General features: G+C 38.2%; 19 protein-coding genes and 1 pseudogene. 13 read left to right on the forward strand and 7 right to left on the reverse strand.

The features are described from left to right. Nucleotides 1-53: 53 nt before the first annotated feature. Together PN497_RS16890 and sat are read right to left on the reverse strand one after the other, a co-directional pair. Nucleotides 54-2189 carry a caspase family protein gene (locus PN497_RS16890; protein WP_096570688.1) on the reverse strand — a complete coding sequence of 712 codons (2136 nt, stop codon included), beginning with the start codon at nucleotides 2187-2189 and terminating at the stop codon, nucleotides 54-56. Between the two features lie 100 nt (nucleotides 2190-2289). Further along, a complete protein-coding gene (gene sat / locus PN497_RS16895; protein WP_096570690.1) occupies nucleotides 2290-3474 on the reverse strand; it encodes a sulfate adenylyltransferase in 1185 nt (394 codons plus the stop codon). 309 nt (nucleotides 3475-3783) lie between these two features. Between sat and PN497_RS16900 the strand changes: the two genes are divergently transcribed. The 4 genes from PN497_RS16900 (at nucleotide 3784) to PN497_RS16915 (ending at nucleotide 5051) form a co-directional block, all read left to right on the forward strand. Beyond that, nucleotides 3784-4008, forward strand: coding sequence for a CopG family transcriptional regulator (locus tag PN497_RS16900; RefSeq protein ID WP_096572780.1), 225 nt, complete (start codon nucleotides 3784-3786; stop codon nucleotides 4006-4008). A 187-nt stretch (nucleotides 4009-4195) separates the two neighbouring features. Beyond that, nucleotides 4196-4639: a Panacea domain-containing protein gene (locus PN497_RS16905; protein WP_096570692.1), complete on the forward strand. Its 444-nt coding sequence runs from the start codon at nucleotides 4196-4198 to the stop codon at nucleotides 4637-4639. Then, entirely contained in the window at nucleotides 4632-4760 is a 129-nt protein-coding gene (locus PN497_RS16910; RefSeq protein WP_272110716.1) for a hypothetical protein, read from the forward strand. Before PN497_RS16905 ends, PN497_RS16910 begins: the two co-directional genes overlap by 8 nt. A 51-nt stretch (nucleotides 4761-4811) precedes the next feature. After that, on the forward strand, nucleotides 4812-5051 hold the full coding sequence (locus PN497_RS16915) for a hypothetical protein (protein WP_272110717.1): 240 nt from the start codon (nucleotides 4812-4814) through the stop codon (nucleotides 5049-5051). 36 nt (nucleotides 5052-5087) lie between these two features. Here PN497_RS16915 and PN497_RS16920 read toward each other — a convergent pair. Then, a pseudogene (locus PN497_RS16920) lies at nucleotides 5088-5327 on the reverse strand (Uma2 family endonuclease); the annotation flags it as partial. Between the two features lie 12 nt (nucleotides 5328-5339). Then, nucleotides 5340-6395: a tRNA 2-thiouridine(34) synthase MnmA gene (gene mnmA / locus PN497_RS16925; RefSeq protein ID WP_096570694.1), complete on the reverse strand. Its 1056-nt coding sequence runs from the start codon at nucleotides 6393-6395 to the stop codon at nucleotides 5340-5342. Between the two features lie 222 nt (nucleotides 6396-6617). On the opposite strand from mnmA, the gene PN497_RS16930 reads away from it, so the two are divergent. The 4 genes from PN497_RS16930 (at nucleotide 6618) to PN497_RS16945 (ending at nucleotide 10186) form a co-directional block, all read left to right on the forward strand. Next, nucleotides 6618-7346: a hypothetical protein gene (locus PN497_RS16930; protein ID WP_096570696.1), complete on the forward strand. Its 729-nt coding sequence runs from the start codon at nucleotides 6618-6620 to the stop codon at nucleotides 7344-7346. A gap of 166 nt (nucleotides 7347-7512) precedes the next feature. Beyond that, a complete protein-coding gene (locus PN497_RS16935) occupies nucleotides 7513-9099 on the forward strand; it encodes an NAD(P)H-hydrate dehydratase (RefSeq protein WP_096570698.1) in 1587 nt (528 codons plus the stop codon). A 78-nt stretch (nucleotides 9100-9177) separates the two neighbouring features. Then, nucleotides 9178-9636 carry a DUF29 domain-containing protein gene (locus tag PN497_RS16940; RefSeq protein ID WP_096570700.1) on the forward strand — a complete coding sequence of 153 codons (459 nt, stop codon included), beginning with the start codon at nucleotides 9178-9180 and terminating at the stop codon, nucleotides 9634-9636. 76 nt (nucleotides 9637-9712) lie between these two features. Then, nucleotides 9713-10186, forward strand: coding sequence for a DUF29 domain-containing protein (locus PN497_RS16945; RefSeq protein WP_096570701.1), 474 nt, complete (start codon nucleotides 9713-9715; stop codon nucleotides 10184-10186). A 65-nt stretch (nucleotides 10187-10251) separates the two neighbouring features. Here the strand turns inward: PN497_RS16945 and PN497_RS16950 are convergent, their stop codons facing one another. Continuing rightward, nucleotides 10252-11349, reverse strand: coding sequence for an exostosin family protein (locus PN497_RS16950; protein WP_096570703.1), 1098 nt, complete (start codon nucleotides 11347-11349; stop codon nucleotides 10252-10254). A gap of 242 nt (nucleotides 11350-11591) precedes the next feature. After that, entirely contained in the window at nucleotides 11592-13244 is a 1653-nt protein-coding gene (gene mutL / locus PN497_RS16955) for a DNA mismatch repair endonuclease MutL (RefSeq protein WP_096570705.1), read from the reverse strand. A 211-nt stretch (nucleotides 13245-13455) separates the two neighbouring features. Between mutL and PN497_RS16960 the strand changes: the two genes are divergently transcribed. After that, nucleotides 13456-13782, forward strand: a complete 327-nt coding sequence (locus tag PN497_RS16960) for a rhodanese-like domain-containing protein (protein WP_096570707.1) — start codon at nucleotides 13456-13458, stop codon at nucleotides 13780-13782. A 220-nt stretch (nucleotides 13783-14002) separates the two neighbouring features. Here the strand turns inward: PN497_RS16960 and PN497_RS16965 are convergent, their stop codons facing one another. Then, entirely contained in the window at nucleotides 14003-15037 is a 1035-nt protein-coding gene (locus PN497_RS16965; protein ID WP_096570709.1) for an adenosine deaminase, read from the reverse strand. 177 nt (nucleotides 15038-15214) lie between these two features. Between PN497_RS16965 and PN497_RS16970 the strand changes: the two genes are divergently transcribed. The 4 genes from PN497_RS16970 to PN497_RS16985 form a co-directional block, all read left to right on the forward strand. Beyond that, on the forward strand, nucleotides 15215-16543 hold the full coding sequence (locus tag PN497_RS16970; protein WP_096570711.1) for an adenylosuccinate synthase: 1329 nt from the start codon (nucleotides 15215-15217) through the stop codon (nucleotides 16541-16543). A 64-nt stretch (nucleotides 16544-16607) separates the two neighbouring features. Beyond that, a complete protein-coding gene (gene rplY / locus PN497_RS16975) occupies nucleotides 16608-16904 on the forward strand; it encodes a 50S ribosomal protein L25 (RefSeq protein ID WP_096570713.1) in 297 nt (98 codons plus the stop codon). A gap of 578 nt (nucleotides 16905-17482) precedes the next feature. Continuing rightward, a complete protein-coding gene (locus PN497_RS16980) occupies nucleotides 17483-19030 on the forward strand; it encodes a bifunctional aminoglycoside phosphotransferase/ATP-binding protein (RefSeq protein ID WP_096570715.1) in 1548 nt (515 codons plus the stop codon). 280 nt (nucleotides 19031-19310) lie between these two features. Next, nucleotides 19311-19660 (forward strand): Uma2 family endonuclease (locus PN497_RS16985; RefSeq protein WP_272110718.1); only part of this gene is annotated, 350 nt, incomplete at its 3' end.

A 19660-nucleotide genomic window follows, 5' to 3' on the forward strand; every position in this document is an offset into this window, starting at 1 on the left:
CCCCAGTCCCCAGTCCCCAGTCACCAGTCACCAGTCCCCAGTCCCCAGTCCCCTCACACTACCTTAAAACTAAAATTCAGACTTGCCCAGTTATTCACATTTAATACATAAGAATCAGTAGTAGTTCCATTGATTTCCGCTTTAGCTTTAGTACCATTATGTAAATCTTGCAGTAAAGCCTGGGCAACTTCTAAGGTATTAACTAACTGACTAATGGGCTGTTGATCAGCGGTGGGATACCTAGCCGTTACCAAGGCTGCTAAAGTTTCCGTAAAAGGAGATGTACTCAATATTAGTTGATGTTCACAAAACAATGCTCGTGTAGGCAACAACCAGCCAAAGGTAGTATCATTTTGGGGGAATTTCAGGGTTTGCCCTGGGGGAATGACTATTTCTTGCAGATCGGGTTTGGTGTCAGAAGCACTTGCTTCTGGGGACATTTGCCAAGGGTAAAAAGCTATGGCACTTCTAGTATTATTTAACCCCACCAGCATTACATAAATTGGGCGATCGCTCAAATTTTCTACCCGGTACTGCATCCTACTACCCACGGGAACTGTAGGAACAACTGTTCCTGGGGTGGTAAATGCTTTGTTAGTTGTAGTTTCCCCACTCAGATTGCGCCATGTTTGTCGCTGCATAACTACACGAGGCGAGATTTTGTTCATCATCTCTAAACTCGCTTTCACCAGTAAACGAGAAGAACCTTCATTTTCTGTCAGTCGCCATAACTTGGCGGCTAACAAGGTGGAAAATTTGGGTGTTAATCTTTGTACTGCAACTTTAACTGCTTCTCCAATTTCTCCAGAAGTATTATTTATTAGCTCACCACTGAGAGAAAAAAGACCATAACGACTAGGAACATTTTCCACTTTACCAAATACGTAATCAGCGCCCTGATCTGCTGAGGCAATATTTATCATGCGGGTAATGGCTGCAAAGGCACTGGTAGCGTCTACACGCTCAATTCTTTCCAGTCCCGAATCTAAGGCTACTGTTAAATTAATATTCCGGGGTAACATACGTACAGATTCCTGTACCAGTTGCCCAACTTGTAGAGATTTGCTATGTTCTTGACTAGATATCTGTGCTTTTGCAGTTAAGCCACTGCGGGACTTTAATATTAACTGTTCTCCAGTCGGCAAAGTCAATCTCGAATTAACACCATAGTATTGCCAAACGTGCGGGGGGATTCCTCCTAACCATAATTGTACTGTTTTACCATCGTCATCCTTAGCTTTCACTACTCCTTCTGCTGTAGTGCTTTCTATGGGAAAATTCTCATTAATTAAAACACTTTGAGGATTTTTCTTCTCACTGAGTAACCCTGGTTGCTGTTCACTACCCAGTTTGTACATAGAACTACTAGCATGAGATAGCAGAACTTGAATTGTTGTGGCTGGGGTTGCTTCCCATAGATATTGAGTCAGAACGTAGGTAAATAAACCCGCACTGAAACCAGAAAACAATAATTCTCCTGCTGTTTGCTCTGGTTGTGAAGTTGCTTTTATCACCATGACATTGTTAGCAACTGAGTTCTGTGTTTGCAGGTGGTTGAACAGATCCAGTTCTTTGAGTGCTAACTTTGCTGTTGATGGTTCTGGACGGGCGCGAAATCGCAAACCGGCAGGATGTAATGTACTTTTAGCATAGTAGCTAGTATCTAATACTGCTGTTACTCGGTCTGTGGGGAGCGATCGCAATAATCCTAAAAGATTTTCTTCTAATAAATAGTTGACAAAATTTATATTCTGTGAATTTTCGTCAACTGGGATCAGGGCATTCTGCAAATTTTCTGGGAAAGTACCCAACTTGACACGACTACCATAGCCGCTAAAGTGGAAAATCACAACATCATCGGCTTTTGCTTGTTTACCCAAGTGATCTAAAATAGCTGCCTCAATAAATTCTCGACTGGCTTGTTCCTCAGTTAAGGTAAGAATATCTGAAGTTGCAAAGCCAAAACGGTGAATCAAAAGTTCTTTTTGCAATTCCACATCTGTCAGACAACCACCAAGGGCGGGACTTTGTGGATATTGATTTATACCTATTAGCAATGCCAACTTGCGGCTATTGGGTGCTGCTAAAGCTTGATAATAGTGATTTCCCAAAGTCAACCACTCAGCTTGAGTTAAACCCAATAGTGCCAGTATAGAGCCAATTCTTCCTAAAAACGCACGCCGTTTCATAAATTAGCTGTTAACCCTCAGTCGATAAGGTACAGCTTAAAGGGCTGAGGGCTAAAGAGTAAAGTTTGAAATTAGACTTTTTGCTACTTTTTCAGTCTCTTTAAACCAAAGCTGGTTGTTGGATAGACATTGCTCTGGCTAACTCGGCTGCCACTTCTGGACGAGAAAATTCTGGTGGGGGTAACTCACCACGACGCAACATTTCTCTAACTTTTGTTCCCGATAGGTGAACCCGTTCCTCTGGTTTGCTAGGACTGGTTTTAGTGGTGGCCATTTGTTTGGTGCGTGTGCAGTAGAAAGCGTGTTCAAACTTCATTGGCACAATGCCCAGTTCTTCTGGCGCAAACTCATCAAATATATATTGAGCGTCATAAGTGCCGTAGTAGTCACCTACTCCCGCATGATCTCGCCCAACTATAAAATGTGTACAGCCGTAATTTTTACGCACTAGAGCATGGAAAATAGCTTCTCTGGGTCCTGCATAACGCATTGCCGCTGGGTTAATTGCCAGAATTACTCGATCTAAGGGGTAATAATGATCCATTAATATTTCATAACAACGCATCCGTACATCCGCAGCGATGTCATCTTCTTTGGTTGCACCGACTAATGGGTGTAAAAATAGACCATCAACTGTTTCCAAGGCGCACTTTTGAATGTACTCATGGGCGCGGTGGATGGGGTTGCGAGTTTGGAAACCAACGATAGTTTTCCAGCCTTTTTCTCTAAACATTTGCCGGGAAGCAGCGGGATCTATTTGGTAGGCGGGAAACTGGGGATGAGGATCACGTTGCAGTAACCAGATATCCCCAGCCAGATTCACAGAACCTTGGTTATATACTACCTGTACTCCAGGGTGTTTGGCTTCATCTGTGCGATATACATTTACAGCTTCGCGTTTTTTGTCGTAAGTATATTTTTCGCTTAGTTCCAAAACCCCAATGTACTCGCCATTGGGGTTATCCAGACGCACTAAACCACCTACTTGGAGAGGGGCGGCAACTTCTTCTGTGACAGATAGTGTAATGGGAATTGACCAAACAGTACCGTTAGCCAATCGCATTTCTGCGACTACGCGATTATAGTCGGCTTGGTTCATGAAACCAGTCAGCGGACTAAAACCACCGATCGCAATCATTTCTAGATCGGAAATGGCTCGCTCATCAAGGGTTACTCGTTGTAAAAATTCTGCTTTGGAAAGAAATAATTCTCTTTGTTCAGTTGAAGCAATTCTGTTAATTAATTCTCCGCCGTGGGGGGCGATCGCATCTGGTTGGTAACTCAACGTGATTCCTTCCGTAATTTATAAATATTGTTATTGTTGCAATCTATGTACTAAGTTATCAAATTGTGGGTACTTTGTGTTACAAGTTCACAAAAAAAATTTTCTATTGCCGGTCGGAAAGGGTGTGATTGGGGATTGGTGACTGGGGACTGGGGACTGGTGACTGGTGACTGGTGACTGGTGACTGGGTAAAAACTAAATTCTTACTATTCCCTATTCCCTGCCTCTACTAAAAGACTTTCTCCGCAAACCCTACTTAACTTATGCTACCTTTGAGTAAGAAATATGAGATTGCCAAATGGTAATACTATGCAAACGGGAAAAATATCTATTTCCTTGCCAACAGCTTTATTGCAGTTTGTGGAGAACTACAAAATTACCAAAGGTTGTAAATCTCGTTCTCAAGTAATCGAGTTAGCATTAGATTTATTGAGATTTCAAGAGTTAGAGCAAGCATATCGGGAAGCATCAGCAGAAATTGACCCAGAATGGGAATTAACCCTAGAGGATGGGTTGAAAGATGAAACGTGGTGAAATTTATTTTGCTAACCTCAGTCCCGCAGTAGGGTCAGAAATGGATACCTGAACGGTTGCTTTAATTAATATTGTGTAGTACAATAGTATTTTAGAAATATATATTATTCGCTCGAAGGAAAAAATTTAAGATACTTTTTATTACTAAGAATAGTTGCTGGAATTATCAAAATCGAAGGAAACAAGTATGCTCAGTTGTCATGATGTTGCAAAGTATTTTCTATCTCAAGCTGATGAAGATGCTGGGGATTTAATTTCTAATCTGAAACTACAAAAATTACTTTACTACGCACAAGGTTTTCATTTAGCACTGTATAACGAACCTTTGTTTCCTGAGCCTGTTGAAGCTTGGATTCATGGACCAGTTGTACCGGAAGTTTATCATGAGTATAAAAACTTTGCTTCTAGTGCAATTCCCATTCCTGAAGATATTGATTTTTCGATATACGATGAAAAAACTGTTGATTTACTAGATGAAGTTTATAGCGTATATGGTCAATTTTCAGCTTGGAAATTGAGAAATATGACTCATAATGAAGAACCTTGGAAAGACACAGATGTAAGTGATGTTATTACTCATGAATGTCTAAAAAAATATTTTAAAACTCAGCTTTTAGATGAAGATGAGTAAGAAAAAAATTAAACAACCCCAAAAAGATAGGGGTAATAAACTAACAACTCCAAATGATCAAAAAGAAATTTCTCCAGAAAAAGCTCCACCTGTATTTTCTCTACGTTACCTAGAGGGTTAATATTGTTTAACTAAGTGTGAGAAAGATGATCAGGTTGCATTTGCTTTAAAATTGCATAGACTGAGTAAATTAACCTGGAGTCAAATACACTCGCAAGGTAGACACCAACTTGGTTATGAAAAAATTTCTAGGGATGCTATTAAAGCACCAATTCCCAAATTTATTACAGAAGATGTCAATTTTATTGCTTTTCGCTTTTCCGGTATAAAAGCAATGGTAGGCTATAGAGATGGTGCTATATTTTATGTTATTTGGTTAGATAGAAATTTTACTCTTTACAATCATGGTTAATTGCTGTTTGCAGATAGTACATTTTTCATCTAACAATTACACTGTAAAGATTTGTTGTGCTGTTAATTGCAAGTTAGGAAAGATGGAAGAAACAAGTTGATCGTTATTTTGAAACAATTGCTTTTCATATTCATCACCAACTAAGGTACAAATAGTAATTGTTGGTTGTTTGGGTTTACCAATATATTCTCTTCCTCCAATTCCCAAATAATCTACAATCAAATATTCAGGTACACCTAATAAAGCGTAATCTTCGACTTTACGGGCGTAGTCGTTTATTTACACTACTTAACTAAACTGTTCAATTATTCCCCCACCTAATACCTTTTCCCCTTCATACCAAACCGCAGCTTGTCCTGGGGTAATGCTGAACTGAGGTTCATCAAAAACTAACCGCACTCTGTCATTTTCTAAAGGTATCACCGTCACCGCTACAGGTTGGGAACGATAACGAATTTGCACTTCTGCACGGATGGGGGTTGCAGGTTCAGCAATAGACACCCAGTTTACCCGGTTGACTGTGCATTCTCCTTGAGTTCCTTTGGTGCGATCGCCCACTACCACACGATTATTAACTGCATCTAATTCAATCACATACAAAGGTTCAGCAGCAGCAATTCCTAAACCTTTACGCTGACCAATTGTGTAATGATGGACACCATCATGTTTACCCAAAACCTTACCAGTGGTATCCACAATATCACCTGGTTTTGGTGCTAAATATTTATCTAAAAATGCCCGCATTGAACCGTTACTTTCTACCAAGCATAAATCTTGACTTTCTGGTTTATCGGCGGTTTTTAACCCATATTCGGCAGCTATTTTGCGGGTATCGCTTTTATTTAATTCTCCCAAAGGAAAGATCGAAGCCCCAAGTAAATCTTGAGACAAATCATATAGGAAATAAGATTGATCCTTGTTGCGGTCAACGGCGCGTAATAATTGATAACGTCCAGTGGTTTCATCATAAGTAATTCGCGCATAATGACCGGTAGCTATGTAATTACTTTCTAACTTCTCCCGTGCATATTCCACCATTGGTCCAAACTTCACCGTCTTGTTACATTGAGAACAAGGCAGGGGCGTAATTCCCACACTATAACCAGAGACTAAATAATCAACAATATTCGCTTGAAAGACATCCCGAATATCGACAATTTCGTGGGGAACACCCAATTGTTCACAAATACTAGCCGCGTCGATCATTCCTTCAGAGCAACATTGACCCTTACCTTTCATTAACCAAAGGGTCAAACCAATTACATCATAGCCCTGATTGTGTAAAATAGCGGCAGCTACAGAACTGTCAACGCCACCAGAAAGACCAACGACAACTTTTTTCATAATTTACACTTTTAACAGTGCTTGCTACTGTTCATCTATAATAAGGGTTTTTGATTTTAGCACAAGGCAAACACTCTCCCATAGTAGCATAAGTAGGGCTTTAGCAAAGCTAAACCCTGACAAAATTCTTTCGTTTTGGGGTTTCACCCATCTCCGTAATTTTTTATTATCCTGATTAAAATAATGGCTAGTAGAAAATTTTGAGAAACCCTGGTTACAAATATGTCTCATTTAATAACACGTCAAATTACCACTGTACCCGTAATTTCTTTACTTGTGGGTGGATGCTTGATGCTCACTTGCGAAGATAGTCTAGCACAGACCAGATTACCAGAATTGCAACCAGCAGTGGAGTTTTATCAAAATAATCAAAACTATCAAACTTCTCAACCTACACAAATTAGTCAATATGGACAAAACTTTGAAAGATATGTTGTCTATGTTGATAGCGATAACTCCCAAATTCTACAACAAGTGCGTCAAATTGAAAGTAGTGCTTATATTCGTCCGTTTAATGGACGTAATATTATTCAGTCAGGTGTTTTTAGCAAACCATCTAACGCCCAACAGCGTGTGAGAGAATTAGAATTAAATGGTATTAGTGGCGCTCGCATTCTCAGCTTTTCTAACCCAGAACAAATATCCTATTTCTCTGGTAGAGAAGTACCTTATTCTACTGGAGATAATTTTCGCAATGTAAGTCCTAGCGTTCAACGAGAACAGAGTAGATATTACTACGTTATCATTCCCACCAGCAGTAATAACTTACCCTTGCTTGGTAGAGAAATTCGACAAAAAATAGATGGTAATACTAATGTTTTTATGAGAACTCAACCACGAGGAGCGCATATAGCTGTAGGAGGTTTTAGAGAACGCCAAGAAGCAGAACAATGGAATAATTATTTGCGAAATTTAGGTTATGCTAATGCTAGGGTTTATTATGGAAGATAGGTGACAGGTGATTGGTGATTGGTGATTGGTGATTGGTGATTGGTGATAGAAAAGAATAACTAATAACTAATCACTAATAACTAATAACTAATGACTAATAACTAATGACTAATAACTAATCACTAATAACTAATGACTAATAACTAATCACTAATGACTAATACTAATGACTAAAGAACAATTTGTAGTCACTGCTGCTCAAATGCGTGACATTGAAGGACGAATATTTGCTGCGGGAATGCCGGTTGCAGCTTTGATGGAAAAAGTAGGGAGATTAATTAGCGATAGCTTCGCTCGCCACTGGCAACGCCTACAATCTATCATACCTCTTAGCCCCCTTTTTCAAGGGGGGTTGGGGGGATCTAATGTAGGAATTTTAGCAGGTCCAGGACACAATGGAGGTGATGCTTTAGTTGTAGCCAGAGAGTTACATTTTCAAGGTTATCAAGTTTGGATTTATCAACCTTTTGCTAAACTCAAAGAATTAACTTCTCAACATTTACAATATGCCCAAAGTTTGGGGATTCCTTGTTTTACAGAACTGGCAGAATTACCAAGTTGTGATTTTTTAATTGATGGGTTATTTGGCTTTGGTTTAGAAAGAGAAATTACCGGGAATATTGCCGAAGCGATTAACCATTTTAATGATTGGAATAAACCGATTTTTAGTATTGACTTACCTTCTGGTTTACACACAGATACAGGGGAAGTTTTAGGTACTGCTATTCGTGCAAATCATACCTTTTGTTTAGGTTTATGGAAACAGGGTTTATTGCAAGAACAAGCATTAGAATATATTGGACAAGCAGAATTAATTGATTTTGATATTCCCTTAGCTGATATTCATGCGATTTTAGGTGAAGTTCCTAAAATTAAACGCATTACCAAAACCACAGTATTTGATACCTTATCTTTACCTCTTTCCCCTACAACCCACAAATATAAATCTGGACATTTACTATTAATTTCTGGCTCAAAACGTTATGCAGGGGGCGCAATTTTAACGGGTTTAGGTGCGCGTGCTTCGGGTGTAGGAATGTTATCAATTGCCGTACCTGAAAGTATTAAACCGCTTTTAATTTCCCATTTACCAGAAGCGTTAATTATCGGATGTCCTGAAACGGAAACCGGGGCAATTTCTCATTTACAATTACCTCCAAATACAGATTTGAATTCATTTAATGCTATTGCTTGTGGACCAGGTTTAACTACAGATGCTACCCCAATTATTGAACAGGTAATTAATAGTGATGTGCCGTTAATTTTGGATGCCGATGGTTTAAATATCTTGGCACAATTAGGGACTATTTCCACTTTACAAAAACGCCAAAATACAACAATTCTCACACCCCACACAGGTGAATTTCATCGTTTATTTCCTGATATTAATTATCAAGATAGGGTGAAAGCAGTACAAACAGCAGCATCACAAACAGGGGCTGTAGTGCTGTTAAAAGGGGCAAGAACCGCCATTTCTAACCCTGAAGGTGTCGTTTGGATCAATGCGGAAAGTACGCCAGCTTTAGCTCGTGGTGGTAGTGGTGATGTCTTAACTGGTTTAATGGGCGGAATTTTGGCGCGGGTTGTTAATAAACAAGTTAATATTGAAGATGTGGTAGCTGCTGCGGCTTGGTGGCATTCTCAAGGGGGTATTTTAGCAGTAAAAGAAAGGACAGAATTAGGGGTTGATGCGTTTACTTTGACGCAATATTTAATCAGGGTTTTAAAGTTAAGTATTGAAGATATTTTGTAGGTATTAGATTATCTGAGTTTATCTGCATTCAATGGAAAATATTGTATAATATTGATAAGTACCCACAGGAGGTAAAAAATGGCAACACCTCAGCTAAAAAGTACCACAAAAACTAATCTTTATGAACAGGATTTTTACCTATGGATAGAAACAACCGCCCAACAGTTAAGAAAAGGAGATTTTACAGAAGTTGATTTAGGAAATTTAATAGAAGAAATCGAAAGCATGGGAAGAAGTGAAAAACGAGAGTTAAAAAGCCGTTTAATTGTGCTACTAATGCACTTATTAAAATGGCATTATCAACCTGAAAAACGTAGTGCAAGTTGGCAGAGTACAATTACTGAACAAAGAATTTGTCTTGAAGAATTATTAGAAGACAGTCCAAGTCTACAACCTTTATTCACAGAATTATTTGCAGATTGTTATAATAAAGCTCGTCTGAAAGCATCTCAAGAAACAGGAATTAAACTAAATTTATTTCCTCAAGAGTCTCCTTTTAGTTTAGATGAAGTTATGAATAGTGGTGTAGATATGTAGAATAGTTAAATGTGTTCTACCTGAAATATAAAACCAAATCTAACTTATTTTGATCAACAACCAAAGGAGGTTAAAAATGACAACACCTCAGCTAAAAAGTACCACAAAAACTAATCTTTATGAACAAGATTTTTACCTATGGATAGAAACAACCGCCAAACAATTAAAGGCAGGGAAATTTGCAGAAATTGATTTAGAAAATCTGATTGAAGAAATTGAAAGCATGGGAAGAAGTGAAAAAAGAACATTAGAAATTAATTTAGTAGTGCTTTTAATGCACTTATTAAAATATAAATATCAGCCAGAAAAACGCTCTAAAAGCTGGCTTTCGACTATCTTTGAACATCGCCGGAGATTAAATAAACATTTCCAAGATAGTCCTAGTTTAAAAACTAGTTTAAAAAATTTTTTTTTAGAAACATTTGTCGAATGTTATCAAGATGCACGTCAGCAAGCGTCTATAGAAACAGGTTTGTTACTTGATATTTTTCCTGTAGAATCTCCTTTTAATACCGATGAATGTTTAAATCAAGACTTTTTAACTGATTAAATATATGATTATTTTATAAATATTAGCCCCCCTTTTTAAGGGGGTTGGGGAGATATAAAATCAAACTAGGGTGGATCTAAATTAACCCCAGAATTTACAAAAAGTTCCCTATTCAACTTTTCAATTACATAATTTGCAACCACAGTTTCAGAACATTTATTTTGCCAAAAAATTAATGATTTATAGTGCATTTCTTCCATCAGTTCTTTATTTTCCAACAGATTTTTTAACACCTTTGGTAATTCTTGCCAATTCTTGATTTTAATCACCGGCGCACCTTCTAAATACCATCGAGAAGGTAAAGCTTCTGTGACTAAAACACAACCATATTTCATCCCCTCAAATAAACGCGTGGTTTCAAAAGATGTACCTCTAGGAACAAGACAGATTTTTGTATCCATCATGATTTCACAATAGCTGCGTTCATCCGCTTGAGTTCTATTGTGATAACCACCAGTAATTGATAATTCAACGTTAAATTCAGGATGTTGTTTTTTGAACTTCTTTAAAGTTGATAACATCAATTTTCTAGATAATGCTTTAGGAGTTCCTAACCAAGATTTAAAAGACCAGATAGGATATTGTCTGTGGACAACACTCCCGGAAAAATAAGTATCATAAAGCCGATCTGCGATATTTTTGATGGGTAAATCCTTGGAGTTATTGTAACCCAAGGGAAGATCATAGATAGGAGGAATTAGACCTTTACCTAATACCAAACTTTTGAATTGATGCCAATAATAATTAACCCGGCTTGGTACACCAACTAATAAAATTCTTAAAAACTGAATTAGTGTCAGTAAGTTTAACAATGAAGGTTGTACAATAGGGTTACATCCGAGAATGGAATTTGTACCTACACACTTAAATACCGCCCTGACTTTGTGAGCATATTTGGGTATACGATACCATTCATCACCCAATACAAAAACTACCACATTTTCCCCATAAGATGGTAGTTCATCAATTTCATTCCAAGTGACATAAAAGACTAAACCACTGATAAGAGAACTTTTTTCTATTGCTTGAAATACTTTACCGAAATAAGTAGTTAAAGCAAAGTCAATGGGTGGTTTAGGATCGTATATATCCCAAGCAACAGGTTTTTGATCTTTGCGGATATAGAGATAATACTGATTAGCAAGAGCAGTAATTACAGCCATATAATGTGGGAAGGATTTGTGAGAATTTACCCAAGTTTTTGAGATAAAAAAAACACTAAGACATAAAACCCAAAACTCTCAAATTAAGTTGGATGTCTAAGTATTAGCTGTTTATTTCTCAGCGGCCTTTTCTAAAATAGCCTTGCTTCAATTTTTCCATACTTTTTCGTGTAGACAAGACAGTTATACAAAATCATCATGTAAAATTCATAATTCTTTTGTAATTAATTGCTCCTGACTCCTTAGATACCATGACTTTTACCAACCACCCAATGACGACGGAAAAAGCGAGATAAAGCAGACTCTTCCAAAGATAAATAAATTGGTCTACCATGTGGGCAGGTCTGGGGGTTGCGGGTGCGTTGCCAATCATCTAATAATTGCTGCATTTCTGGTAAAGTCATTGGTGTACCATTGCGGATAGCACTGCGACAAGCAACAGCAACCTGGGCGGTTTGTAAGTCTCCTCCTAAACTTAATTCTAATAATGCTTCGGCGCAATCTTCCCGTGTTTTTAACATTGCGGGAACTGTACGTACAGCCCAAAGTTTTTCCCCAAAAGTTTCAATATCTAAGTTAATTCTTTGTAATTGGGCAACCTGAGAAGGTAATAATTGATAAAGAATAATTGGTGTTTCTACAGGCACTATTTCCCATTCATCACAGATTTTTTCATATAAAACTCTTTCATGGGCAATGTGTTGTTCTACTAACCACATTCCTCCTGGATGTTCAGCAACAATATACATATTGCTCACTTGGGCAACGGCTTTTAAGTAATTCTGTGTTTTTGTATCTGCATTTTTAGAACTAAAGTTATAACTACCTTTTTTTTCTGCAACTTTAAGTAAGTTACTTACTCGAGTTGTGTGAACTGAATCTTTTAAATTAGCTTCAGAAATATAGAATGCTTGATTAATCGTTTCGCTAATTTTTTCTTGCCAAGCATTAATTTCATTTAAATAAATTTCTGTTTTGGCAGGGTGGCGATTCCAGTTAATTTGATCAGGGGAAATGGTAAGATGTAAAAAACAAACCGGATAGCGATCGCGTGGTAAGGTTTTATGAAATGCTGCAAAAATTGTTTGTTCTAATTCTGGTGATTTAATGATTCTGCCATTAATGGCTACTTTTACCCAGTCAGGTTTATGACGGTGACATCTATCAGGTAAACCTATTACTAAGTTAATTGTAGATTGCGGATTTGGTATTTCTATCTTTAATTCTTTTAAATCACCTGGTTTAATTTGGGTGAGAATTTGCGGAATTAATTTACCTGGACTTGCAGTTTGACAAATAGTGAACCATTCCCGATCATTTTGCCAAACTTGATAAGTAATATGAGGATGACATAAAGCAATTTGTTGAATGATTGTTTGTACAGCTTTCATTTGCTGTGTGGCGTTCGGTAAACCTTGACGACGTGCGGGATAATTAGCAAATAAATTATCAACAGTAACAACAGTACCAGAAGCGATCGCTACTACTTCTGTTTTAATAACTTCCCCATCATTGCCATAAACAACCTGCCATCCTTCATTTCCTCCCACCGGACGGCTAAAAATTTCTAAATCTGCTAAAGTTGCTAAACTATGTAACGCTTCTCCACGAAAACCTAAACTTTTAATTTTCCACAAATCATCTGAAGAATGAATTTTACTGGTAGTATGTGCTGTTGCCGCTTGTTGTAAATCATCTAAATTCATACCACAACCATTATCAGCTACCCGCACTCGCCATTGTTGTGTCCATAAAGAAATTACAATGCGCGTTGCACCAGCATCTAAGGAATTTTCTACTAATTCCCGAACCACAGAAGCAAAACTATCTATTACTTCTCCTGCTGTAATCAGATATACGACTTCTGTAGGTAAAGATTGTATTGTAGATGCCATGTTCCAGAATTGAAAATTAAAAATTAAAGATTAAAAATTGTCGGGATGTACAGATAATTAGTTTACAATAGTTAGACTTAATTTAGCCGCATAAATTGTAATTATAATTTTAGTTAACATCTCTAAAGAATTTTAGATAAATTGTCAAAAAAACCGAATTTTCAAAGTATTTTTGATAGATTGCTGGTAAAGTCTTAAACTAAAAACGCCAATGAGTAATTTAGTTGCTGATGTTAATGAATTAATATCGCGTCTAGAATGGGGTCAACCCGCCTTTACAATTATTGATGTACGCGATCGCCTTACCTACAACCACGGCCATATCACAGGTGCTATTTCCATTCCCCTCAACGACTTAGCCGACCGTGCAAAAACCAGCTTGCATAAACAACGCCAAATCTACGTTTATGGCGACCATGATACCCATGCTAATCTGGCAGTTAGTATTTTAGGCGCTGCCGGGTTTAGAGATGTCTGTGTTATTCAAGGTGGCCTAGACGCTTGGAAAACAGTGGGTGGCGCGACAGAAGGCGTTTAACAGTTAATGAAGGCAACAGGCAAAAGGCAACAGGCAAAAGTTGATAAAAATTAATCAACTTTTATCAACTTTTATCAATTTTATCTTGTGTTCTCTGCCTTTGCTTCTTCCTCAATATTGTCTATGAGAAGTGACGCAAGATTGGACTAAAAACCTCATTATTGCGTAGGGGTAATTCATGAATTACCCCTACTTTTGTTCTGTTTTGCTTAATTCCTGTCTATATCAAAACCTTAGCTGGTTCAGGTTTCAATAAACCACTTAACAAAGATGCAGGACGTTGATCATGAGGCCAAGCAAAAGCATGGCGAAAAGCGGCATCTTGACAGGCTTGAAGTTGTTGGAAATTAATAATGTCGTAAGTCAGCAGATTTTCATATTCAAAAGGTAAACGGACATTATGTAAACCTGCGTTATCAGTACAGATGGCAATATCAACCCCAGTTTCAAAACATCGATCAAAAACCAATTTTAACTGCCGGATATCCTGTAAAGTTCCTGTTTTTAAGTAAGTCGTGGGACAAACTTCTAAACATTGTCCTCTTCTGGCTAAATCTGGCAATAATTGAGGATAAAGTAAAGGAATTTGGATACCGTGACCAATTCGCATTAAATAAGGTAAAAGTTCGGGATAACAACCATCTTTGGTTTCATAAAGATGTCCGGTAGTCTTCAAACCCAAAGAACGGGCATAGTTATATAAACTAATCCATTCTGGCATTCTTTCCCCATAAATGCGATCGCCACCTGCCACATCCACCGCACAAACATATTCTCTATTTTGTGCTGCTAAATCCACAATAGCCTTATTTACCTCAAAAGGTAAACGAGAGTGCATACAGAGAATTTGACTATTAACAATGGGATATTCCAAAGAATGACTCGCTTTACCCACAATTTCCACAATTTCCGCCATCTTATCAATTCTGGCGTTTTGACTCAGATGTTCAGGAGTGCGTAAATAGGGAGTATAACGCAATTCTAAATAAGCCAAATTTTCAAAGATATACGCACCACGCAACAAACGATAGATAAAGTAAGGTAAAGTTTCCACAGTTTGCACACTTTCCACTAAAGTATGCAATTCTAAATACTCATCTAAAGTATTGCGGGGACGGGTGTAAAAATCCTCAAATTCAGAATATTCAGCAAACCGAGAAATTAAATCTGTAGCATGGCGCTGAAAATACCGCCACAACACACGGGGGACGACGGAACCCCCCAGGTGTCTATGTAACTCAGCGTATAAGGCCATAATGGTAACTTTTAGATAAAAATTTTACTAATTGTAACAAAATTTATAAATAAAAAAATATATTAATAATTTTACCAACCACCAGTACCCAGTCATCAGTCACAAAGTTATTGACAAAAGCTAAAAAAACTGCTAATAATTAATATTTGTGGAAACTTTACCCTTTAATATAATCTCTTGGCTAACGTCATTGTCATAGGCGCTCAATGGGGCGATGAAGGAAAAGGTAAAATAACTGACTTACTCAGCCGCTCCGCAGATGTGGTGGTACGTTACCAGGGAGGAGTTAACGCTGGACACACAATAGTAGTCCAAGGTCAGACATTTAAACTGCACTTAATTCCCTCTGGTATATTGTATCCAGATACCGAATGTATCATCGGCTGTGGGACAGTTATTGATCCACAGGTTTTGATACAAGAACTTGAACAACTTGAACAACTAAATATTTCTACTGCTAATCTGCTAATTTCAGAGACGGCTCATGTTACCATGCCTTACCATCGGTTAATTGATAAGGCATCAGAAGAACGCCGGGGAACGCATAAAATCGGCACGACTGGTAGAGGTATAGGTCCTACCTACGCGGATAAATCAGAACGGACAGGCATCAGGATGTTAGACTTGATGGATCCGGCAGGATTACGTGAGCAGTTGGAATGGACAATAAATTATAAAAACACAATTTTAGAAAAGCTGTATGATATTCCTCCTCTTGACCCCCAAGAAGTGATTGAGGAGTATTTGGACTATGCAGAAAGGTTGCGTCCTTTTGTAGTGGACACATCAATAAAAATATATGATGCAGTGCAAAAACGACGTAACATTTTGTTTGAAGGCGCACAAGGAACTCTACTGGATTTAGATCATGGGACTTATCCTTATGTCACCTCTTCTAATCCTGTAGCTGGGGGTGCTTGCGTGGGTACTGGTCTAGGACCGACAATGATAGATCGGGTAATAGGGGTATCCAAAGCATATACCACCAGAGTCGGCGAAGGACCATTTCCCACAGAATTAGATGGGGAAATTGGTGATTTATTGGGCGATCGCGGTGCAGAATTTGGCACAACCACAGGTAGAAAACGCCGTTGTGGTTGGTTTGATGCCGTGATTGGACGTTATGCAGTCCGTATTAATGGCATGGATTGTATGGCACTAACTAAGTTAGATGTGCTAGATGAGTTAGAGGAAATCAAAGTTTGCGTGGCTTATGAAATAGATGGCCAACGCTGTGATCACTTCCCCACCAGCGCCCGTCAGTTTGCCCGTTGTCGTCCGATTTATAAAACCTTACCAGGATGGCAAGTACCAACCACTGAATGCCGTAGCTTGGAAGACTTGCCAAAGCAAGCATTGGACTATCTTAAATTCTTAGCAGAATTGATGGAAGTCCCGATTGCGATCGTCTCCTTAGGAGCAAGTCGTGATCAAACTATCATTGTGGAAGATCCAATTCACGGACCAAAACGCGCACTGTTGCACGCAGATGGTACACCAGTTTAATAATTGACAATTGACAATTGACAATTGACAACTAACAACCAACCACTAAAACATTAAGAGTAGTATGGCGATCGCATTAGAATCTCACAAACGTCCAGAAGGTAGCAAGCCCAATGCTTTGCGACGTTCTGGTTTAATCCCCGCGAATTTGTACGGACACAACGGTGCGGAATCAATTTCTTTAGTAGTTGATGCAAAAACCGTTGAACGCTTGCTCAAACAAGCTGCTCCCAACAAAACCGAAATTGAACTCAATATTCCTGAACTTCAGTGGACTGGTAAAACCGTACTCCGCGAAGTTCAAATTCACCCAGCCAAGGGTACACCTTACCATCTCAGTTTTTTTGCTGCTAAAGCCTAAAAGATGGTGTGCATTTTATCTTCAATAGCACTTAAATAGCACTTAAATTTTGTCATAATTGCTGAATGAACCAGGGTTAAACCCCTGGTTTTTTTTGTTAAGCTATCAGGGTTAATATAGCAGGAGTCAGGAGTCGTAGGGGCGAAGTAGGGGCGAAGTAGGGGCGAAGCCTGCCTGTCGGCAGACAGGCATTCGGAAAATAACCTGTGATAAAAATTGATAATTTATCGGCCGAATGCTTCGCCCTTACAGGAAAATAACCTTTTCATAAAATTGATAATTTATCGCCTGAATGCTTCGCCCTTACAGGAAAATAGCCTTTTCATAAAATTGATAATTGGTCGCCCGAATGCTGATGCTTCCAGCACGCTTCGCGAACACCCGTACAGGAGTCAGGAGTAAAACCCTTATTATCACTAGCTTTTAGCTTTTGAGAATGTCCTAACTACTCTGTCTACAGCTATATCTTATAAAATTATTTCCGCTGATACTTGTATGGGTTGACCTGTGTTTATCTGCGGCTAAAAATCCAACTTCCAAAAATCCAACTTCCAACATCCAACACTGGTATAAATATTATGACACAAGCTAATCTTCCAGCTTTAATTGAACAAATGTTACAACCAGGATTTTATCCTCATGGGGTAACAGAACCAATTCAACTGATTCAAACTCATGCTTCTTATGTGTTACTCACTGGAGAATATGTCTATAAACTGAAAAAACCTATAAATTTTGGCTTTTTAGATTATTCCACATTAGAAAAGCGGTTACATTGTTGCCAGGAAGAGTTACGTTTAAATCAGCGAGGCGCAGGTGAACTGTATTTGCAAGTATTACCTATTACCTGCACAGGAGAACAATACCATTTAGCGGGAACGGGGGAAGTTGTAGAATATGCGCTAAAAATGCGTCAATTTCCCCAATATGCCTTATTTAGTGAACTTTTTTCCCAGGGTAAGTTAAATGAAATGCACTTGCAGGAATTAGGACGGGTAGTATCTGAATACCATGCAAAGTCCCAGACAAATGATTACATTCGCAGTTTTGGGCAAATCTCAGAAGTGCGGTTGACTATTAATGAGAATTATAACCAAACTTTAAAGTATATTGGTGGTCCCCAAACCCAGCAACAGTTTACAGAAACAAAAGCATATACAGATAACTTTTTTAACCAAAATCCAGAATTATTTACTAGCAGAATTACCAATAACTACATCCGTGAATGTCACGGGGATTTACACCTGCGAAATATTGCTCTTTGGCATGATAAAATCATGTTATTCGATTGTATAGAATTTAATGAGCCGTTTCGCTTTGTAGATGTCATGTATGATGTGGCATTTACGGTCATGGATATTGAAGCAAAAGGGCGGAAAGATTTAGCAAATGCTTTTTTAAATGCTTATGTTGAACAAACTGGAGACTGGGAAGGTTTACAGGTATTACCTTTATATTTAAGTCGTCAAGCTTATGTGCGGGCAAAAGTGACATCATTTTTATTAGATGATCCTAGTGTACCCGCAGATGTGAAAGAAGAAGCCGCAAAAACAGCATCTGCATATTATCGTCAAGCTTGGGAGTATACTAAACCCAAACAAGGACAATTGATTTTAATGTCCGGGTTATCAGGTTCTGGTAAAAGTACCACTGCTAGATATTTAGCGCGTAAACTAGGAGCAGTTCACTTGCGTTCTGATGCAGTGCGGAAACATTTAGCAGGTATTCCTTTATTAGAACGTGGTGGAAATGAGATATATACACCGGAAATGACTCAAAAGACTTATGACAGATTGTTAACATTGGGAATTACACTGGCTAATCAAGGTTGGCGTGTGATTTTAGATGCCAAGTATGACCGTCAACACTTACGCCAGCAAGCGATTAATCAAGCTACTCAACATCAATTACCCCTACAGATTATCCACTGTACAGCACCGTTAGAAGTATTGCAAGAACGACTTGTTAACCGTACTGGTGATATTGCTGATGCTACCGCTGATTTATTGGTATCTCAACTCAACCAAGCTGAACCATTCACAGACAAAGAACAACCCTACATTAAAATCTTGGATACAACTCAACCACTGGAGGAACAATTAAAAGAATTTGGTATTGATAGATAGCTAGAATTTGCTTTGATTCCTTATTTCCTATTTCCTATTTCCTGAAGTGATATAATAGGATAATTAAAACGTAAGTATTCAGCCGTCAGCCGTCGGTTTCCGTTAGCAGCAGGTTAAAAAACACGAATTTCATCTGGCAAATTTTCCTCATCAACACTTACAGAATGTGGCAATATTATGATTTGAGCAAGAATCTGTCTACTTACTAGGTAAAAGCTGATTACTGATTACTGATTACTGATAGCTGAATGCTTACATTAAAACTGCGAGGTGAATTTCTATGGTAATTCTAGCACCTACTCACAGCGACACTCACACCAATAGCATCATCCTCCATAATATTTCTTGGAATACTTTTGAAAGGATTTTATTAGAAACAGGTGATACTCGCAATAACAGGTTTACTTATAATCAGGGAATCTTAGAAATTATGACTCCATTAATGCCCCATGAACATAATAACCGTTTGTTACAAAATCTCATTATTGTTTTAGTTGAAGAGTTAAATCTGAACGTTAAAAGCACAGGTTCATTAACTTGTAAAAGAGAAGATTTAGCTAGGGGTGTAGAACCTGATTCTAGTTTCTATATTCAAAATGAACCAATCATGAGAAATAAAACCAGTTTAGA

Source organism: Sphaerospermopsis kisseleviana CS-549 (genome assembly GCF_028329225.1).
Taxonomy (GTDB): Bacteria; Cyanobacteriota; Cyanobacteriia; order Cyanobacteriales; family Nostocaceae; genus Sphaerospermopsis; species Sphaerospermopsis kisseleviana.